The 19,514-nt window shown below is 61.0% G+C and carries 18 protein-coding genes and 2 pseudogenes; 4 read left to right on the forward strand and 16 right to left on the reverse strand.

All coding sequences use genetic code 11. The features are described from left to right. Positions 1-2 precede the first annotated feature (2 nt). A complete protein-coding gene (locus AC1RT2_RS30950; protein WP_493108208.1) occupies positions 3-1,124 on the forward strand; it encodes a M24 family metallopeptidase in 1,122 nt (373 codons plus the stop codon). On the opposite strand, the gene AC1RT2_RS30955 is transcribed toward AC1RT2_RS30950, so the two are convergent. From AC1RT2_RS30955 to AC1RT2_RS31005, 11 genes are all read right to left on the reverse strand, one after another. Continuing rightward, positions 1,121-2,110 carry a LacI family DNA-binding transcriptional regulator gene (locus AC1RT2_RS30955; RefSeq protein WP_069061954.1) on the reverse strand — a complete coding sequence of 330 codons (990 nt, stop codon included), beginning with the start codon at positions 2,108-2,110 and terminating at the stop codon, positions 1,121-1,123. The genes AC1RT2_RS30950 and AC1RT2_RS30955 overlap by 4 nt on opposite strands. 53 nt (positions 2,111-2,163) lie before the next feature. After that, positions 2,164-3,255: a lactonase family protein gene (locus tag AC1RT2_RS30960; protein ID WP_493108210.1), complete on the reverse strand. Its 1,092-nt coding sequence runs from the start codon at positions 3,253-3,255 to the stop codon at positions 2,164-2,166. 81 nt (positions 3,256-3,336) lie between these two features. Further along, positions 3,337-4,128, reverse strand: coding sequence for an SDR family NAD(P)-dependent oxidoreductase (locus AC1RT2_RS30965; RefSeq protein ID WP_493108224.1), 792 nt, complete (start codon positions 4,126-4,128; stop codon positions 3,337-3,339). Positions 4,129-4,130: 2 nt separating this feature from the next. Further along, on the reverse strand, positions 4,131-5,312 hold the full coding sequence (locus AC1RT2_RS30970) for an aldose 1-epimerase family protein (protein WP_069061957.1): 1,182 nt from the start codon (positions 5,310-5,312) through the stop codon (positions 4,131-4,133). A 77-nt stretch (positions 5,313-5,389) separates the two neighbouring features. Then, positions 5,390-6,304, reverse strand: a complete 915-nt coding sequence (locus AC1RT2_RS30975; protein WP_069061958.1) for a sugar phosphate isomerase/epimerase family protein — start codon at positions 6,302-6,304, stop codon at positions 5,390-5,392. 22 nt (positions 6,305-6,326) lie between these two features. After that, positions 6,327-7,421, reverse strand: a complete 1,095-nt coding sequence (locus AC1RT2_RS30980) for a Gfo/Idh/MocA family protein (RefSeq protein ID WP_069061959.1) — start codon at positions 7,419-7,421, stop codon at positions 6,327-6,329. A 26-nt stretch (positions 7,422-7,447) separates the two neighbouring features. After that, a complete protein-coding gene (locus AC1RT2_RS30985; RefSeq protein ID WP_069061960.1) occupies positions 7,448-8,506 on the reverse strand; it encodes an ABC transporter ATP-binding protein in 1,059 nt (352 codons plus the stop codon). Positions 8,507-8,508: 2 nt separating this feature from the next. Beyond that, entirely contained in the window at positions 8,509-9,603 is a 1,095-nt protein-coding gene (locus AC1RT2_RS30990; RefSeq protein ID WP_069061961.1) for an ABC transporter ATP-binding protein, read from the reverse strand. A 3-nt stretch (positions 9,604-9,606) separates the two neighbouring features. Continuing rightward, a complete protein-coding gene (locus tag AC1RT2_RS30995) occupies positions 9,607-10,467 on the reverse strand; it encodes a carbohydrate ABC transporter permease (protein WP_493108226.1) in 861 nt (286 codons plus the stop codon). A gap of 92 nt (positions 10,468-10,559) precedes the next feature. Next, the gene (locus AC1RT2_RS31000) at positions 10,560-11,420 is read right to left on the reverse strand and encodes a carbohydrate ABC transporter permease (RefSeq protein ID WP_069063623.1); all 861 of its coding nucleotides are present in this window, start codon (positions 11,418-11,420) and stop codon (positions 10,560-10,562) included. 77 nt (positions 11,421-11,497) lie between these two features. Then, the gene (locus AC1RT2_RS31005; protein WP_069061963.1) at positions 11,498-13,114 is read right to left on the reverse strand and encodes an extracellular solute-binding protein; all 1,617 of its coding nucleotides are present in this window, start codon (positions 13,112-13,114) and stop codon (positions 11,498-11,500) included. Positions 13,115-13,398: 284 nt separating this feature from the next. Between AC1RT2_RS31005 and AC1RT2_RS31010 the strand changes: the two genes are divergently transcribed. Then, positions 13,399-14,418, forward strand: a complete 1,020-nt coding sequence (locus tag AC1RT2_RS31010; protein WP_069061964.1) for a LacI family DNA-binding transcriptional regulator — start codon at positions 13,399-13,401, stop codon at positions 14,416-14,418. Between the two features lie 576 nt (positions 14,419-14,994). Then, positions 14,995-15,606 (forward strand): hypothetical protein, encoded by a 612-nt coding sequence (locus AC1RT2_RS31015; protein WP_493108214.1) that lies wholly within the window; start codon positions 14,995-14,997, stop codon positions 15,604-15,606. 67 nt (positions 15,607-15,673) lie between these two features. Here the strand turns inward: AC1RT2_RS31015 and AC1RT2_RS31020 are convergent, their stop codons facing one another. Together AC1RT2_RS31020 and AC1RT2_RS31025 are read right to left on the reverse strand one after the other, a co-directional pair. Beyond that, positions 15,674-16,228 (reverse strand): hypothetical protein, encoded by a 555-nt coding sequence (locus AC1RT2_RS31020; protein ID WP_493108216.1) that lies wholly within the window; start codon positions 16,226-16,228, stop codon positions 15,674-15,676. Between the two features lie 128 nt (positions 16,229-16,356). Continuing rightward, positions 16,357-16,767: a SyrB-like regulator gene (locus AC1RT2_RS31025; RefSeq protein WP_493108218.1), complete on the reverse strand. Its 411-nt coding sequence runs from the start codon at positions 16,765-16,767 to the stop codon at positions 16,357-16,359. 543 nt (positions 16,768-17,310) lie between these two features. On the opposite strand from AC1RT2_RS31025, the pseudogene AC1RT2_RS31030 reads away from it, so the two are divergent. Further along, a pseudogene (locus AC1RT2_RS31030) lies at positions 17,311-17,604 on the forward strand (DUF982 domain-containing protein); the annotation flags it as partial. Between the two features lie 464 nt (positions 17,605-18,068). Here AC1RT2_RS31030 and AC1RT2_RS31035 read toward each other — a convergent pair. The 3 genes and pseudogenes from AC1RT2_RS31035 to AC1RT2_RS31045 form a co-directional block, all read right to left on the reverse strand. Further along, positions 18,069-19,162 (reverse strand): IS3 family transposase gene (locus AC1RT2_RS31035; protein WP_493108228.1). Its coding sequence is split into 2 segments (ribosomal slippage): positions 18,069-18,919 and positions 18,919-19,162, totalling 1,095 coding nucleotides; the frame shifts between segments, so codons are not numbered across the junction. A gap of 37 nt (positions 19,163-19,199) precedes the next feature. Beyond that, the gene (locus AC1RT2_RS31040; RefSeq protein ID WP_069061968.1) at positions 19,200-19,403 is read right to left on the reverse strand and encodes an MFS transporter; all 204 of its coding nucleotides are present in this window, start codon (positions 19,401-19,403) and stop codon (positions 19,200-19,202) included. Further along, positions 19,400-19,514: pseudogene (locus tag AC1RT2_RS31045) on the reverse strand (antibiotic biosynthesis monooxygenase); the annotation flags it as partial. The gene AC1RT2_RS31040 and the pseudogene AC1RT2_RS31045, both read right to left, overlap by 4 nt.

Genomic DNA, 19,514 nt, shown 5'->3' on the forward strand with positions numbered 1-19,514 from the left:
CCATGGACGAACGGCTCGCAAAAACCATCGCCGCGATCAGAGAATCCGGCGCGGACTGGGGCCTCTTTACCAGTCCCGACGGCGTCGCCTATGCGCTTGGCCATATCTCCGGCATCGAGGCCGGCCCTTCGCCTTTCGCAGGCGGCCCCAGCCTCGGCATCGTCGGTGTGAACGGTGAAACCGGGCTGCTCGTCACCAATCTGGAGGCAGGAACCGAGAGTTGGGCCGATCTCGTCGTCACCTATACGGGCTTCTCGTTCAAGGAACCGACCGATATCTTCGCGAACTATGTTTCGGAGGCGAAGGCCCTGCTGCAACGCCTCAAGGTCGGTGGAAAAATCGCGGTCGAGCGCCACGCTCTACCCGCCTCGATCCTCCCGCTGCTGGAAGGCAATCCGATCGTTCCCGTAGAACCGGCCTTCCGGCGCCAGCGCGCCATCAAGACCAAAACCGAAATCGCCCTGTTGCGCGAAGCGGCGCTGACAGCCTCAGAGGGCCAGAAGGCGTTCCTTTCAACCACCCGTGCCGGGATGAGTGAACTTGACGTGTTCGCCGCCGTCCGCCTGGCCATGGAAACCCGGGCCGGCGAACGGCTGCCCGTGACCGGCGACCTGATCTCCGGACGCGAGCGTACGTCGCAGTTCATGGGATGGCCAGGCAACCGCATCCTCGAAAGAGGCGATCCGCTGATCTGCGATCTCGCACCGCGCGTCGCCGGTTACTGGGGCGACAGCTGTGCATCCGCAATGATCGGGCAACCATCGTCCGGCTTCGAAACGCTCTTCAGCGCCGCCCGCACCGCATTGGACCTGGCGATGGAAACCGTTCGTCCGGGGCTCGGTATCGACGCGCTCGACCAGAGCCTGCAGGCAGCGATCAGCCGGCATGGCTATTCCTATGCGCACCATTCCGGTCACTCGATCGGCACGGGCGTGCATGAATGGCCGCGCCTCGTCGCCTATGAACGCGAGACGCTGAAAGAAGACATGGTGATCATGGTGGAACCGACCGCGCTTGATCCGGAAATCGGCGGCGTGCGGCTCGAATATATGCTGCGCGTGACGGCAACCGGCTGCGAGGTGCTCACCGATTTCGAGCACCGGCCGGAAATTCCGGCATTCTAGCCGCTGTCGCGGATCATCAGCTTGAAGCCCATATCGATGAGCGTGGTTTCGGATTCGATGCCGCGCATGCCTTCCAGAAGTAGACGCCCGGCCTCGCGGCCGATTTCCGCCGAGGGCACGGAGACCGTCGTCAGCGATGGGATGAGATGCCGGGCAAGTTCGAAGTCGCCGAAGCCGGTAATGGCAAGGCGCTCCGGCACCTTCAGCCCGATACGCACGCTTTCCTGTAGCGCGCCCGAGGCGATGATATCGCTCGAGAACATCACGGCATCGGCTTCGGGATAGCGCGCGAGCGCCTTGCGCAGCAGGTCCGCTCCGGAGGCCATGGTCAAAGGCAGGTCGCGTGATATGGAAATGCGCGGCGTCTTGCCGGGAAAAAGTTCTTCCATGACTGCGGCAAAGCCATCCCGCCGCTCGGCCGCGCGGCTGTCGCCCTTGCGCAGTACGCCGGCAAAGACGATGTTCGTCCGGCCGGAGCGCACGAGATGCCGCGCCATCTCGGAAATGGCCGCCGTATTGGAAAAGCCGACGAGCCGGTCGATCGGCTTTTCCGTCATGTCCCAACCCTCGACGACCGGAATGCCGGCGCGTTTCAGCATGGCCACGCTGGCACGGGTGTGGTGCGTGCCGATCAGAAACACACCGTCCGGCCGCCGCCCGAGCAGGCTGCGGATCACTTCCTCCTCGCGGTCCAGCCGGTAGTCGGTATTGCCGAGAAAGATCTGGTAGCCTTCGCGATGCAGGACCTCGGAGAAATGCTGCATCGTCTCGGCGAAGACGGAGGCTGAGAGTGTCGGAATGACGGCGGCGACCGTGTTGCTCTTGTGCGAAGCGAGGTGGCTTGCCGCGAGATTGTGGACGTAATGCGTCTTCCGGATCGCGTCGTCGATTGTCTTGCGGTTTTCCGGCGTTACCGTGTCGGGAAAGCGCAGCGCGCGCGAAACCGTCTGCATGGAGACGCCGGCAGCGGCAGCGACATCCGCCATCGTCACTCCGGCGCCCTTGCGGCGGCCTCGTTTTGCAGGCTGCTTTTCGTCCGTCACAGGATGAAGGGCCTCACGCATACCGGGGTACCGATCTCGATGCGCTTTCCGCTGTCCGTCAGCGCACCCGTCTCTTCGTTCCGCCGGAAGATCACGATTGCATCACCATTCTGGTTGGCGACCAGCACATGGCGGCCGCTCGGCGTGAGCGCGAAATTGCGGGGCGTCTTGCCGCCCGAAGGGGTGATGTCCTGCAGCGCCAACTGTCCCGTCGTCTGATCGACCATGAAACACGCTATACTGTCCTCGCCCCGGTTGGAACAATAGAGGAAACACCCGTCCGGCGACAGATGAATGTCGGCACCATGGGATTCCATGCCGGGCCGGATGGTCGGCAGCGTCTGCTTCGCCGTCATTTTGCCCGCCTGGCGCAGGACGAAAGTCACGGTGGAATCCAGTTCGTTGGAAACATAGACGAAACGACCGTTCGCGTGCTGCGCGATATGGCGAGGTCCGGCGCCTGCGGGCAGCGCCACGCTGGCGACCTGCGCGAGCTTGCCGTCACCGGAGATCTTGTACTCTGCAACCTGGTCAAGGCCGAGATCGGCAACCAGCACCGCACCGCCCTCCGGAACCTCGCTTACCATGTGGGCATGCGGTCGTTCCTGGCGGTCGGCGACCGGGCCGAGTGGACCATCGAGCCGCACCGATGCTACCGCCGGCGCCAGACCGCCATCCTCCCGGATCGGGAATACCGCCACCGACTGGTCCGGCCCATCACCGCCCATCGAGTAGTTAGCGACCAGCACGAAGCGCCGGTCACGCGACACCATGTTATGCGCCGCGATGCTGCCGAGCGTCGGCTGCTTGTTGAGATAGGTCAGTGCGTTCGTTTCAGGCGAAAAGCGGAAGGCGCTGACCGTGCCCTCATGCCAGCCGAACACTTCCGAATTGGCATAGACGACACCGGAGGCCGCATCGATGCTGAGGAATGTGGGATTGTCGATGGTCGACGTGCCGGCAAGGCGCGCCCATTCCAGCGCGTCCTCGTCGAAGGAGAAGATGGTGAGGCCCTCGCCGCGTGCGCCCTGGAAATAGGGCGCCTCGCGATTGAGCGATCCGACGGCGAGGTAGAGTGACTGGCTCACGCGAAAACTCCAGGGCGACAGGCATCATCATGGGCACGGCCATGCCCTGCGCCCCGACATGGCATATTCGCAACCGCAGCGCTAGTTCATCACCCAGCCGCCATCGACGTTCAGCGTCTGTCCGGTGATGAAGCCGGCGGCGTCGGAGGCGAGGAACATCAGGGCGTTGGCGATGTCGCTGGCACTGCCGCGCCGCTTGATCGCCTGATGATCCAGCACGAAGCGGGTATAGCCCTCCGGATCGGGATGAATTTTTTCCGCATCCGTCGGGAAAGCGCCGGGCGACACCGCATTGACCGTGATGCCATAGGCGCCGAATTCACGCGCCCAGGCGCGTGCAAGACCGATGAGCGCGCCCTTAGACTGGACGTAAGGCGAGAGATTGGCCCATCCGCCATTGGACGTGACGCTGGCGATGTTGATGATACGACCCCAGCCGCGATCGCGCATATGCGGCAAGGCGACCTGAACACAGACGATGCCGGCATCCACATTGATGCGCTGGACCCGCTGCATCTCCTCGATCGAATAGTCCTCGAAGGGTTTCGAAGGATAGATCGCCGCATTGTTGATGACGACGTCGAACCCGCCGACCTCGCGCGAAAGATCTTCCAGACACGAACGCAGGGCCGAAAGATCGGAAAGATCGATGGCCCGGATCACCAGGTTTTCGAGGCCCTCCTTGTTGGCGGATGCCTGCAAGGCGGCATTCTTTGCGGGATCGTTGTCGAGCGCGACAACCGTCGCCCCGGCCCGAAGGAAATTCAGCGTCGTTTCCGCACCAAGCCCACCAGCCGCGCCGGTATACAGAATGACTTTGCCGGCAACCGAGATCATGGGGCTTTCCTTCTGCACTAGCTGCTTCGCCTGCATGTTCATGACCGGCCCTCCAGAGGGACATGGTTGCCGGAAGGCTCTGGGAAATCGGCATCCGGCTGACGGGCGATCGCCGTAATCCTGGCCTCGCTCGCCGCAATCGCTGCGGCATCGGGAAGGATGCGGAACGTCGTGTCGTAGTGGCGCTCTTCGCCGTGCTCTAGCCAGATCAGCTCGCCACGCTCCCGCGCGGCACCGTGGCCGAGCACATGGTTGGTCGAAGGTTCGATGCCGACAGCATATTGCCCGGCCTGCAGGTTCTGCCATTCGTACATGCAGGGGAACTGGTCCTTGCGGGTGATGACTTCGAAGCCGAGGCCGAGACGGTCGTTGACCAGCGCCACGGGCACCTCGCCATTTTCATCCGCCGCCATTTCATGCTGCCAAACCTGCTCGTGGAAACCGAACTGTGGCGCCGGCATGGCGCGGTAGCCCACACCTTGCTTCTCGTAATCCGCTCCGGCATGCGCCGCCCACACGACGTCGCGCACGGGTGCCAGATAGCGCGAGCCCTCGGCAAGCACGGGATGGCCGACATTGATGTGGTAGCAGAACATGTGCGGCGTGCAGTAGAAACCCCGATTGGCCACCCTGTCGGAAATGCGGATATCGTTGGTGCCGGCCTTGATCTCGATGCGGCGCTTCAGTTCGAGGTGTTCGCCGAACACCGTGCCCTGCGTGACGGTGCCTTCGCACCAGAGAAAACAATCATCGCCGTCCCAGCGCTCGCCGTAACCGTCCAGCTTGCCGGGGATGGTGCCGACGCGGCCGTGGATGGAATGCTTCACCGTCTTCTTCGGACCATAGACATAGTGGTCGGCCGGCTCGTCATACATGAAGAGGATATGGTCGAGGCCGCAGGTGATCATCAGGCCGGAGAAGGAGCGCATCCAGCCGAGACCGCCCTCGCCCTCGTATTCGTGCAGGCCCGGATGGCGGAAGCCGGACGGCGAGTGCCAGCCGATCGCCATGCCGCGATATTCGCAGTCCGCAATATCAAGGGCGCGATCCACCAGAACCGTGAAACGCAGGCCCGTGCCGCTGCGGAACTCGAGCATGCGGATGCCGCGCTCGAGACCGTCGGACAAGGTCATCAGCCGTACACCGGCAAACTGCGAAAAACTTCCTGCGCTGGCAGCGATATCGCGGCGCGACTTCGCTTCCCCGAATAGTTCGACCATCGTGTTGTTCCTTCTCCCTGCCAGGCAGGTCATGCTGTCTCGAGAGGCGGCCGGACCGAAGCCCGGCCGCCGGATTGTCAAAGGCCCTGCGCGCGCAGCTTGCCGTCGAGGAATTTCTTGGCGCGCGGCACGTCGCTCTCGTCGAGATGCTCGATGATCATGGGGATGTTCGGGTGCTTCTCACTGAGGCGCTTGAGGTAAAGATCGTAGTTCAGCGAACCCAGGCCGGGGGCCGGCAGTTCGATTTCGCCGACGCCGCGGAAGGTGTGGCTTTCCAGCGCATCCGCATCGCCGATATCGGCATGCTTTTCCGACTTGTCGTCGCCGGACCGCTTCACGTCCTTGGCATGACCGATCTTGATCTTGTCGGCGAGCGTATCGAACACCTGGTTCAGGATCTGGTCCATGCGGTCGATATTGTGCGTCTCGAAATAGTTGGTCGGATCCATCAGCAAGCCGAGGCCGGGATGATCGACCTGCGCAAACATCTTGACGGTCTCCTCGACGGAGCCGACGACGTTGTTCACGTAGGTTTCGAGCAGGAAGACCGCACCGTGGTCATAGGCATGCTGGGCGAGATCGGCGATGACCTTGCGGCATTCCTCGAAGCCTTCTTCCGTCTTGTTCTTCGGGTGATGCACCCAGTCGGATTCCGTGTTGTAGGTGCCGGTTTCCGAGATGACATAGGGCGTGCCGAGATGGCGCGCGTTACGGATGATTTCCTTCAGATAGCCGACGCGGCGCTCGCGCTCGGCCTTGTCCGGATGGATGATGTTCGTGTAGCCCGAGATGCAGGAGATCGGCAGGTGGTGATCGCGGAAGGTCTCGCGGATCTTGACGCACTTGTCCTTGGTGATCTGGCCCGCCGAGAGATCGATATCCTTGAAGTGCATGTCGAGCTGCACGGTGTTGAAGTCGAGTGCCCGGATCTTCTTCGCCGTCTCTTCCAGCGCATAGGGGAAATAGCCGGTGAAAATACCTGTTTGCATCATGATGAGAATCCTCCCTCGTTATTCATGAATTGATGGAAATTTCGGAAAGCCTGACCGTGCGGCCCTCGTCGATCGACTTGTAGCCGGCCTCAACCAGCGCCACGGTCTTGACGTTATCGGCGACGGAGAGCGCCGGCGGCTCGCCGGATTTGACCGCATATTGCAGCTGCTCCATCACACCAACGAAGGCATGCGGGAACCACATCGTGTCCCAGGTCGGCGTGACCCACTTGCCGCCGGTCGTCGTCTTCGAGGCATAGGTCAACGTCGAGGGCGAACCGTCGGGCCAGCCGATGGTGCCCTGTGCAACGCCGTCCGTGCCTTCGACGCGCCACTTGATGTAGATGTCGCTGTCGAAACCCTCTTCGCGCGGGCCGGACCACACGTCCTCCATGGAAACGGCCATGACGCCGCTCGGGAAGGTAAGCGTCGAGACGGTGATGCCGTCCTTGTGGGCGAATGTCGTTCGCGGATCGGCCCGCGTCAGCGTCGTGATCGTCTCGGGGTCGCCGAACAGGAAGCGCAGCACGTCGAGATGGTGCACGCTCATGTTTGACAGTGTCAGCCGGTCATAGTCTTCGAGGAAGGTCTGCCAGTGCGGAATGGCGCGCATCTCGATCGTCGCCATGACAGGCGCGCCAAGTTCACCTTTGTCGAGGATCTGCTTGAGCACGCGCATGGACTGGTCGTAGCGCATGTTCTGGTTGACCGAGAGGATCTTGCCGGCCTTGGCTGCGGCATCGCGCAACTCGATGGCGTCCTCCAGCGTCAGCGCCAGCGGCTTCTGCGCGAGGATACCCTTGATATGCGGCTGCGCGAGCGCCTTGCGGATCAGCTCCGGCTGCTGGTCCGGCGGGAAGGCGATGTCGAGAATGTCGATGGTGGGATCAGCGATCAGCGCGTCCGGCGTGTCGTGCACGGTCGCAATGCCCCAGCGCTCGGCAACGGCCGCGGCCTTGTCCTTCGTGCGCGAGGCGATGGCGACGACCGGAAAGCCGGCCTCCTTGTAGGCCGCCAGATGGCATTCCGCCATGATCATGCCGGCGCCGATGCAGCCGATCTTGTAGTCCCGCACCCGCACCTGCGGGTCGGGTGCAAAACCCCTGGCTTCGCTCATGGTAACCTCCCGTTTGATATGCTCGTTCACAGGCTGACGGCCTCCCCCGCCTGATTGAAGAAATGGGCTTTGATCGGATTGCAGCTGAGTGCCACCGCACTTTCCAGCCGTATATCCGGTTGGCCACGCATCAGCGCCTTCAATTTTTCTGCCCCGGTATCGACCGTGACCACGGTGTAGCCGCCGAGCGGTTCGATCTCGTAGACCGTGGCCGGTCGCCCCGGACGCGCATCGTTCCACGGCTCGACCTTGAGGTCTTCCGGGCGCACGCCGACATGTGCGGCACCATCCGGAACCGCCTCGAGCGGCAAACTGATCGTGCCGTCCGCCATTTCCAGCGCCTTGCCGCGCACGGCGGGCAGGATGTTCATCATGGGGGCGCCAAGCAGGCGGGCGACATAGCGGCTGACCGGCGTATCGTAGATGTCGGTCGGCGAACCGATCTGGCGGATTTCGCCCTCTTCCATGATCGCCATACGGTCGGCGATCGACATGGCCTCTTCCTGATCGTGCGTGACATAGATCAGCGTCTGGCCGAGATCGCGCTGGATGCGTTTCAGCTCGACGCGGGTTTCCTCGCGCAGCCGCGCATCGAGCGCCGAAATCGGATCGTCCATGAGATAGGCGACGGGATCGCGCACGAGTGCGCGCGCAATCGCCACGCGCTGACGCTCGCCACCGGAAAGCTGCGCCGGCGGCTTGTGCAGCAGGTGGGAAATATGAAGCTTCGCTGCGACGGCCTCGACACGGGCACGGATCTTGTCCTCCGGCACCTTGCGCTCGACGAGCGGGAAGCGGACGTTCTCGCCCGCCGTCATATGCGGAAAGAGCGCGAGGTTCTGGAACACCATCGCCACGTTGCGGTCGGCAGGCGAGATGCGGTTGACCGGCTTGCCACCGATCAGGATCTCGCCTTCGTCCGGCGTCTCCAGTCCGAGGATCAGCTTCAGCACGGTGGATTTTCCAGAAAGCGGCGGCCCGAAGAAACAGAAGAACTCGCCCGGCTGGATATCGAAGCTCGCATTGTTTACGGCGAGGGTCTTGCCGAAACGCTTCGTGACATTGCGGAAGGAAATACCGGCCATGCTCAAACCTCACGGATCGCGACGCCGGTCGCGGCATCGAACAGACGGGCAAAGCCCGGCTCGACAGCGACATGGACGGTCTCGCCTGTCTGGACGGCGATATCATTGTCGAACACGGCTTTCACCCTCTGCTCCCCGTCGCCGAAGTGAACGACAGTGCGCGCGCCGATGCGCTCGATGAAGGTGACGGGCATGGCAAGTCCCTGCCCCGCTGTCGCCAGCACCACACGCTCCGGGCGGAAGCCATAGACGATCTCACGCACGCCGTTTCTCCGCGCCACGGCAGAGAGCGCAGGATCGAGCGGCGCGGTCACACCGAGCGCACCGAGATCGATCACTAGGCCGCGGTCGCTATCGGCAAGCGCGCCCTTGAGCAGGTTCATGCCCGGTGAGCCGATGAAATCGGCGACGAACAGATTGACGGGGTCGTTGTAGACCTCCAGCGGCGTACCGACCTGCTGCAAAACGCCGTGATCCATAACGGCGATGCGGTCCGCCATGGTCATCGCCTCGAGCTGGTCGTGCGTGACATAGACCATGGTCTGGCGGAACTGGCGCTGGAGATGCTTGAGCTCGGTGCGCATGACGGCGCGGAAGGCCGCGTCCACATTGGAAAGCGGCTCGTCCAGCAGGAAGATTGCCGGTTCCACGATGGCCGAGCGACCGATCGCCAGGCGCTGGAGGATATTGACCGAGAGCTTGGCCGAGGGCTTGTCGAGCATCGGCGTCAGTTGCAGGAAATCGGCCATCGCCTTGACGCGGCGGTCGGTTTCGGATGCGGAGGTCCCACGCACTTTCAGGCCGTAGGCCAGATTGTCGTAGACGTTCATATGGGTAAAGATCGCGTAGTTCTGGAACACGAAGCCGACGCCGCGCCGGCCCATGGCGACGCCGTTCATGTCGCGGCCATCGAAGGTGATACGCCCCCCGCTCGGCTGCTCCATGCCGGCGATCATGTTCATGGTCGTGGACTTGCCGCAGCCGGACGGGCCGAGCAGCGCCATGAACTCGCCGTCGCGGATTTCGAGATCCATTGTCTTCAACGCCGTGAAGGCCCCGAAACGCTTGACCAGGTTTTCAAGGTGGATGGCGGTCATGGCTCAAGCCTCCTTCGCCGCATTCATGCGGCTGATGGCAAGCGATACGAGAATGGAAAGCGCGATCAGGACGACGAGCGCGATAGCTGCGACATAGCCCCAGATCAGATCCTGCTGCGTCACCTTGTAGATATAGACGGAGATGGTTTCCGTCGCGACACCCGGCCCGCCGCCTGTCATGATGTAGAGCGTGTCGAAGATCTTGAAGTTCTCGATGACGCGGATCGACAGCGCGATGATGATGATCGTCTTCATCTTCGGCATGACGATGGTGCGGAAGCGCTGCGACCAGCTCGCACCGAGCAGTGTCGCGGCGCGCATCTGATCTTCAGGCACGCCGACGAGCCCAGCGAGCAGAATGAGGAACATCAGCGGCGTCCACTGCCAGATATCGGCGATCATCACGGCGATCAGCGCCGTACCGGGGCTCGACAGCCAGGCGAGCGCGAAGGGGCGGCCGATCAGCGTCGAGACGATGTCGTTCACCGGCCCGCCGGACTGGAACAGCATGAAGAACATGTAGCCGGCGACGGCGGGGACAACCATCATGGGAATGAGCATGACGGAATAGAACAGGCGCTTGCCAACGAAATTGTCTATGAAGAGGATGGCAAGGCCGAGACCCAGCAGGAATTCGGCCGGCACGCAGATCGCCATAACCAGCGCCGTGCGACCTAGGGCATCCCAGAAGCGGCTATCGGCTGCAAGGTCGGTATAGTTGGCGAAGCTGTTCCACAGTTCATAGGCCTGCCACCAGCCGATGCCGTCGAGCGGCGACCAATCGGTGAGGCTGATATAGAGCTGCATCAAGAGCGGAAAGACCGCGATGAAGAGCACCAATAGCTGGGCCGGTAGCGTCAGCATCAGGCCAAGGCGGCGTCCACCGTCCTCGATGCGGGTCTCAGGCGTCGAACGGTCGCCGGTCACGGAGATTTTCTCCTCGGTTGCGAGTATGCTCATTGCTTGAGCGCTCCGAAGGTCAGACCCCGGACCAGATGCTTCTGGATGGCGATGCCCATTATGACAGGCGGGACGGCGGCGATCAGGCCGAGCGCGGCCTTGGCGCCATAAAGCTGGCCGGTCATGGAGGACGAGAGCGAGGCCATGTAGACCGGGATGGTCACCCATTCGCGCGTCGTCAGAAGTAGCGCGATGAGATAGTCCGACCAGTTCAGGATGAAGACGAAGAGCGCGGAGCTGGCGAGTGCCGGGCGCATGATCGGCAGCGTGATTTTCAGGAAAACGCGCAGGCGAGAGCATCCCTCGACGAGTGCTGCATCCTCGATTTCGCGCGGCATATCGTCGAAAAATGTCTTCATCAGCCAAAAGGCGAAAGGCAAAGTGACAATGCCGTAGATCAGCGCAAGGCCCCACCAGCTATCGACCAGGCCGAAGAAGGCCCACATGATCATGACGGGGATCATAACCGCCATCGGGGGAAAGAGCCTCAGCTGGATGAGCGCCAACGGCAAGTTCCGCCCGGAACCGAACCGCGACAGGCCATAGGCGCCCGCCGTGCCCGCTGTTATAGCAATCAGCGTGCCGAAGACGGCCGAAAACAGCGAGGCGAGGATCGGCTTGCCCGCAGTGCGATCGAGGGCGACGATGAGATCCGAGGTCGAGGTTCCGAAGATGAACCGGAAGTTATCGAGCGTCGGGTTCTTCGGCCACCAGGTCAGGTCGGCGCCGGCGGCAGACCATTCGGCAATCGGCTTGAAGGCCATCGAGGCCATCCAGAGCGTTGGAATGAGCGTGACCGCCAACGCCAGAAGAATGGTGGTGTAGCGGAAGATCTCGAAGGTCAGCGAGCGGTTCATGATCGCAAAGGTCACTTGTCGAAAACAGGAAGAAGGCGCCGGGCGAACAGGCCGCCCGGCGATCGGGTCATGCCGGCTCAGCCGGCCAGCGGATCGAGCACCGTCGGCCACGCCTGCTTGTTCGACTTGATGGCTTCGAGCAGCTTGTCCTCACCCGTGCGCCGCGCGATGCGCTGCCATTGCTTCTCGGTATCGGCCATCGCCTCCTCCGGCGTCTTCGCCTTGGTCAGCGCTGCCATGAGGTTTTCGTCTAGCGCGTTGTGGAATGCGGTCGCGCCCGGATAGTTGATCGAGGGCACGGTGCGCGCCACCGTCTCCCGCACGACGTCCATGTGGTAGTCGTGATAGGTCTGGCGCACCAGCGGGTCGGCGAAGTTCGACAGCTGGAACGGGTCGAAGTAGCCGCCCGGATTGGCCGTCATCCACGAATAGATGCGGCTGGAACCGAGCCATTGCAGCAGCAGGTAGCAGACCTCGGGATGTTTGCTCTGCGCCGAGACTGACGCCGAGAGGTTGAGCCACAGGACAGAGCGGCTGACGAGCTGGCCGCCGACATCGCGGCCGGGCGGCAGCATGGAACCGATCTTGCCGGTGACCTTGGAGCCCTCGTTCGCCTTGTTGTCGAGGAACTTCGGCAGGTTCGAAAAGGCGCAGGTCATCGCCGCACCACCCGAGGCGAAGTTGCCGTACTGCTCTGGCCAGCCCCACGAGATTGCGTCCGGCGAATGGTGGCTGAGCGAATCGACATACTCATGGGTAGCGAGATAACCGGCTTCCGAATTGATCAAAGCCTTGCCGTCGTCGCCGAAGAGGAACTGGTTGGGCGAACCCATCGAAACGAAGCGCTGGTACCAGTTCGTGTAACCCCACCCCTGGTTGCGCAGGTCCGTCGAGCCGAAAAGGCCCTTGTCCGGGCGGTGAAAGAATGCTGCAACGTCGGAGTGTTCCTTCCAGGTGCGCGGCGGGGCGAGCGCATAGCCGTATTTGTCGGAGAAGGCCTTCTTCTCCGCCTCGTCGTTGAACAGGTCGGTGCGGTAGTTCCAGGTCTGGAAGTCGCCGTCGAGCGAAACGCCGTAGGTCGAGCCGCGATACTGGTTGAGAAGCGAAACGCCTTTGGCGCCGTTGACATAGCCGCGTTCCGGATCGTCCCATTCCGGCTTATGCTTGGCGACATAGTCGTCGAGCTTGATGATGCCGGCCGTTTCGACGAGATCGCCGAGGCGGTTCCACTCCACGGCATAAATGTCGAACGCTCCGCCCTTGGTGGAGATATCCTGCATCGTCTTGGTGAATTCCTGGCCGTTCGGCACGCCGACGATATCCAGGGTGATGCCGGTTTCTTTCTCCCAGAGCTCCTTGATGGACGGCGCACCGGCGGGGAAGGCCTGCGTCAGCTGGCCGATCGAACCGTCGGACAGACCGAGCACGATACGCTCTGGTGCCTTGCCGGCGCTCTTCAGTGCCTTGGCAGCTTCGACGGCGCGGCCTTCCGGCGTGTCGGCGCCGTACTGGTAGCGCTCAGCCCCTTCGAAGCCGGTCGGACCGCCGATCATGCCGGGCGCGAGCGCGTCGGCCGCAAAGGCCCGGCCTGGACGGATGAACTGCGGCGCAATTCCGACCGCAGCAGTCAATGCAAATGTCTTCGCGCCGGCTGCCAGAAGGCCACGGCGCGAGACCGTCAGAAACTCGCTCATTGATGTTCTCCTCCATGCCGAGAGGTCTCCTCACCCGTCAGCGTGATGATTAATGGCGGCATCATTGATTGGCGTCAACATCAATTTACCTCATATTGCGTCTTTTGGCTTCAATTGCTTAAGTCAGTAGGCGTTCTAGGAGCGAAAACTGACGGAAAATGATGGGCTAGGCCCGCGCCACACGCGTGGTTTTCTGAGGAAAAGCTGATTTGCCTACGCATACCCCTTGTATTTCGGATGGAGAGAAATACATCATTTCGCGTCATTTTGTGGAAGGACACGCTTTGCGCTCGACATTGACGGACATTGCCCGTGAAGCCGGCGTTTCACCGGCGACAGTGGATAGGGTCCTCAACAATCGTCAGGGCGTGCGGGATCGGACCCGCGACGCCGTGCTCGAGACCGCCCGCAAACTAGGCTATCTCACCGGACCGTTCTCGGAAGTGACGACTGCGGCCGGGAAAATTCGGCTAGACTTCGTACTTCCGGCCGGCACGAACACCTTCGTCGCTAACCTTCTCACGCAGCTTGTCAATCAGGGCGCCCTTCAGGAAGACCTCGACATCCGCGTTCACTCAATTGAAGGCTTTAATCCGGATACGCTTGCACGCACGCTCAATTCGTTGGTGGGCCTAACGCAGGGCGTCGGCGTCATCGCCCTCGACCATCCCACCGTACGAGAGGCCATGCGCGAACTCTCGCTATCTGGCGTGCCGATCGTGACGCTTGTCTCCGATATCCTTCACGTGCCTCGCGCAGGGTATGTCGGCATCGACAACCGTGCGGCAGGCAGGCTTGCCGGCTATCTGCTTGGCCGTTTCCTCGGCAGTGGTACGAAGCGGAAGATCGCGCTGTTCGCCGGGTCGCTGTCTTATCGCGGGCACGAAGAGCGCGAAATGGGCTTCCGTCACGTCATCACGGAAGAATTCCCAGATCTCGATGTCGTCGAACTGCGCGAAGTCCGCGACGACCGCCAACGCGCCTATGAGGAAGCGGTCTCCCTTTTCAAGCGCCACCCCGATCTCTCCGGGATCTACAATATCGGCGCCGGCAATGCCGGGATTGGCCTGGCGCTACAGGAGACCGGCATCGCATCCTCGGTCATCTTCGTCGGCCACGAACTGACGGAGAGCACCAAGCGCTTTCTTCTCGACGGCACCATCGATGCCGTCATCGACCAAAATCCGCGCGTAGAGGCGCGCGAAGCCATTTCCATGCTGAAAAACACGATCCTCGGCGGGAAATTCGACCACCACCCGCCGCGACTTCAGGTCATTTTCCGAGAGAACATCCCGGAATCGTGAGATCTACTTATCCGAAATTGAAGCGGGGCCACTCATTGCAGTAGCTATTGCTGGTTGTTGGCGCACGCTTGCTCAGAAGAGGCTCCGGAAAATCAGCATGCGGGTCAACAGTTTTCTCCGCCGCACCAATCAAGTGCCTGGTTCATTGGGGCAGTGCTAACGAGCTTGACACTGGAGCCACAGGAGAGCGGTGTAGCATTCGATTCGCGAACTTGTCGGCGGCATGACCGCGCAGCAAGCTGCCTGGAAACTCCGCGGTCTCTCGCCCGCTACATTAGGTCTTGATGGAATCAGAACCGGTGGCCCCGTGAAAATCCCAACTCATATGGAAATTCACAGCCTACACAAGACCTTGAGTACGAATGACCGAGTTGGTCCGGCAGCTAACTCGAAGCGGAAAACTAGAGCCTTTGCGCTCCCGATTCACCGGCAAGCTGCACGCGGAGAACGACGAGCTTCTCAAGCGCATTGATCCAAACGGACGATTACCTCCCGAGGCATTTAAAGCTCGGCGAATTGCTTTTTGGACGCGTCCCACGTAAGGGGACCGCACAATCCTTTACGTGAGATCGACCCATGAGAATGCCGCAGCGCAGCTTCGTCGTTGAATTCAAGTCGCGTTCCCGGCAAACTAAAGCAAACAAGCCCGCGTCAATCTGGGCTGACACGGATTTGAAGGCAGTCGCGCGGCAGGTCGAAGAGCAATCCGCACATCTGTTCGATCAGTCAGCGGATAAAGAGGCGGCCAAGGCTGCTGCAGCTTCCCGGTTGGAAGCGCCACCTCAGGTCCCCTCTGCGCTGCAGTGTTCGACTTCACCTTCGGAGTCCGAGACCCCAATGGCCAAATCGCAGGTCACTGACGTTCGGCTCGCAGACAACACGATGGCGAAGGATGTTGAAAATGGGCCGCCCGAAACGGCCGGGCAGCCACCTGCCGCTTCCGAAACACCGGCTCCTGCGCCTCAACGCATGACGGTACGCAAGATAAAAACGCGCGCAGTGCAATCCGAGCGCAAAACCGTGCCACGAACGGCGCCAGCAGGTGGCCTCAATGCGCAGGAGGCATTCGCTTCGGCTACCGATCTCGCCGCCCTTGAAGCGGAAAACAGGCGGCTGAAAGCGCGGCTGCGGGAACATCTCTCTGCTGAACACGCACAGCTAGCAGCCATGCTTCTGCGCTTTCAATAGGCTGTCTTCCGTACCCTTCTCGTCAAGTCACGATCCAGGTCGCGCTTCAACGCTTTGGGATCACGCATCAAGAGTCAGGACCGCCAAATCGCTCCAGCATTTTATGAAGTTGAGTATTCTGCTGCTTCAGTTTCTCCGCCAGCTGGCGCGATAACGACCGGATCTCCGCATCAACCGCGGCGATCTCCGCATGGATGTTGCCGCGCGATGGTCTAGTCGAGGTTTGACGGTCGGCCGCGGCCTCAACCTCCTGGTTCACCGGCTCGGTTTGAGCCGGCTTCTTGCCTCGTCTCAGCCGCGTAACTGGCGGTGTGCTGGCGATCGCCGCTTTGGGCTCCCTTTTGCTCTCTTGAGCAAGACCTTGATTGGATCTTGTGGATGAACGCGTCGCTATACGATCGATAGCGTCGAGGTTCGCAAGAGAAATGCCGTCATCGGCTTTGGCGTCCGCCAAGATCGTTTCGTCGGCGTGCGTAACATTCTCGCGCTTGAGTTCAAGGAAAGGCTGAACCGGCGCCGATGAGGACGAGGAAGTCTCCTGCTCATCGGCCAATTCCTGCGTCTCTTCCGGCGATCGCCGCCGGAAGACGAGTTGTCCAATCATTTTCCACGGTGACTTCATTGTGCTTCAACCTTTGGCGTCCGCATCATGACGTCGCATATCCTACCGCAGGTTCGCGGCGAACTGAGGCGCGAGAAGTGTTATCGCGCTTGCAACCGAACTGGCTCGGCCGCGACCCTGTCATTACATCAGGCCAGACCGAGCCGTTTACGCAGATCCGCGTTTTCCGAACGCAGTTTCTCGGCCAGCGTTTGGCGAAGACGCTTGTTCTCTTCTTCCAGCTGCAGAAGTTCCGCCATCTCGTCCAGAGCAGGCACGGAGGCTTTCGCTACGGCCTTCGCCGGCTTGACAGCGGCAGGAGTTCTTTTGGCCCTGGTTTTGATCGGCTTTTCCGTGATCACCGCGACGTTGGTATCAATGCCAGCGTTTGCACCGTGCTTCTTACGCTGTTTTGCAACAGGCGCAGTCTCCAGCGACGCAGCCTTCGAGTCAGGAGTAGATTTCGCGCGCCGAGGAGCTCGCTGCTTCTTGTGCACCGGAGCATTCACCTCTGTCGATGCCACTTCACCCTTCTCGATCGTGTTGTTTTCATCAGCCATAAATTGTCTCCCTCTAAGCCTTGATCGCCTTTGTCCGTCGGCTTGAAGATCGAGTCAATATCTTCGCGTCTCTACTGGAACACGCTGGCTATCAATGGAAGAAAAGGCGCACGCGCCTGCAACGAAACCGCCGTCATCGGAGCAGCATCGAGCGGTGGTCGGGCGATAGCTCGAAGCGACCGCGGCGCCTCATCAAGAGCGGCGCGCTGGGGTTCTATGTCGAGACCGACGATGCTTGCCTTTCTCGAACACGGGCCTATCCGGCAATGGGGGCACTCCATAATCACAATGAAGGTGCCAGCGAGTTGCTGCCAGGCTTTGTACTCGGCCGTCTTCGTTCGGCCTCCTGCCTTCTTATTGACAAAGAGACCATTGATGGAGGCATGGGAAGAGCGATGCGGATCCTGCGGCCGCCCTCTGAAAAAATTCGACCTTCCGACCGCGACCAATCTTGAAACCGAAAAAGTTCGAAAATACATTTCCGGCCGGCGCACGATTCTGACGCCACCCTTGTTGATCACCAACGTTTTCAGTGAGGTAGAGATGAACTCGAAGGTATTTGATAAGCCCGTCTATCTGAAGGAACGCAGGGAACTCATCCGAGAGATAACGTGCTTGGAAGACGCCATCGACTTTCTGGAAGAATGGCCGGAAAGAGATCGTGACATCGTGCACGATGCGGCCCTTAAGACATGCTACATGGCCTTTGACGGTCACAAACCCGTAAAAATCGGACGCGATGCCATCCGCTCCTTTGGGGAAAAGAAGGGCATATTGGTGAAATCCCCAGGCGTCATGCCGTGGATGATCCGTTCGCGTTCCGGCGGCGGGCGCTTGTGCGTAGAGTCTGTAACGATTGGGAGAGGCTGCGATTGCGGCCTCTCTTCCCAAATGGCCAGTTCATGCTGCCACCTCGCCCGCCGATTGGAACCTTTCCGCGCCGGCCGAAGTTGGTTTCGTGACAAGGAGACCAGCATGGCCATTGCCCCAATCGATCCTACGCCCAAGCAACCGCCGGATGTCATTCCTGATCTGCCGCCGGATTTGCCCGAGCCGCCCATCAAGGAACCGGACCCGGACGTCCTTCCGGACGAATTGCCGAACCCTAACCCGGATGAAGGCAATGACTTGCCGAGGAAGCTTCGTAAGCGTCCGGTGAAGCTCCCTTTGAGATTTCCCACGAACGCCTGAAGTCACGTTGACCTGCCCCTGAACTTTCATCCGGCAGCGATTAGAGCCTCGGCGGTCTTGCTCTGAGCCCAAACCTTGGACCGCCGGGAGTTGGAGTTTTCCGGCTCTTATCACGATGGCTGGCTGGTATCGCCACCGGGTTTATGCAGCAGGATCGGAGGTTTGTAACCGATCGCCGAGTGAGGACGTTCCTCGTTGTAGTATCGACGCCAAGTCTCCAACTTTTCGCTTGAATCCGCAAGGGTCAGGAACCAATGAGCGTTCAGGCATTCCGCGCGGAGCTTACTGTTGAACGCCTCGATGAAGCCGTTGTCCGTCGGCTTACCGGGCCGCGAGAAGTCCAGCGTGACGTTGTTGGCATAGGCCCAAAGGTCGAGATCTCGGGAGATGAATTCGCTGCCGTTGTCGACCCTGATCGTCTTCGGAGACCCAGTCTTCCTGCAAATGCGTTCCAGCGTCTGGACAACATCCTCACCGCGATAGGTGAACCGCGCATCGGTTGCGAGGCAGTAACGCGCATGGGTATCGACAATGGTCAGGATGCGCAGCTTCTTGCCGGTCGAAAGCTGGTCGTGAACGAAGTCCATCGCCCACACGTCGTTCGGCCCGGCGGCTTCCTGGCGATCCTCCCGTAGTTTTGCCTTGACCCGCCGCTTGGGGTGCTTGTTGCGCAGTTGAAGCCCTAACTCACTGTAAATCCTGCGTGTCTTCTTCATGTTGATCTTCCATCCATCACGGCGCAGGAGGATATGGACACGCCGATATCCATAACGGACGCGTGCCTCGCAAATCTCCCTGATCCGTCTTTCGAGAGGGGCCTGTCCGGTGCGCCGGGACTTGTAGTGATAAGTCGATGTATCGAATGTCAGGACCTTGCAGGCCCGTCGGATCGATATGCCCCAGTCCGCCAGCATCCCGTCGATCAGCTTTCGCTGCTGGACAGGCCTCAGAGCTTTCGGCGGATGACGTCCTGGAGCATCTCCCGGTCAAGCGTCAGGTCCGCGACAATCTTCTTCAGCCGGGAATTCTCATCCTCCAAAGCCTTCAGACGTCGCATCTCGTCGGGCAACAGGCCCGCATACTTCTTGCGCCAGTTGAAATACGTCGCCTGGCTGATACCTGCCTTCCGGCAGATCTCCGCAACCGGCACGCCGTCGTCGCCCTGCTTCAATATGAACGCCTTCTGCGCGCCCGAAAATTCGATGCCTTCATCGCTTCCGCTCCTTATCCCAGCCGGGAAATTATCGCGGAAAACTCCAACTATGAATGGTCCAGTTTTTGGGGATCAGAGCACATTGTCCGGCCATCGCCTCGCTCACCTCCAGCGATCCCCCGATCTGCGGGAGCAGACCGGCAGGCAGAGCCTCGGTCAGGATGGTGAGGAAACCGGCAATCGCCAGCGCGCATAGCCCCGCGACTGGCAGCCGTCCGACCTGCGTCGTCATGCTGAGGCCTTCGGCAGCACCAGGTCGGCAACGGTGTAGGTGTGGAACTCGCTCGACGAGACGGTGTCGAGCTTGCGGAACTTTTCGAGGAATACCGGATCGGAAAAGAAG

The sequence above is a fragment of the Shinella sp. GW821-FHT11G07 genome, from assembly GCF_058808115.1.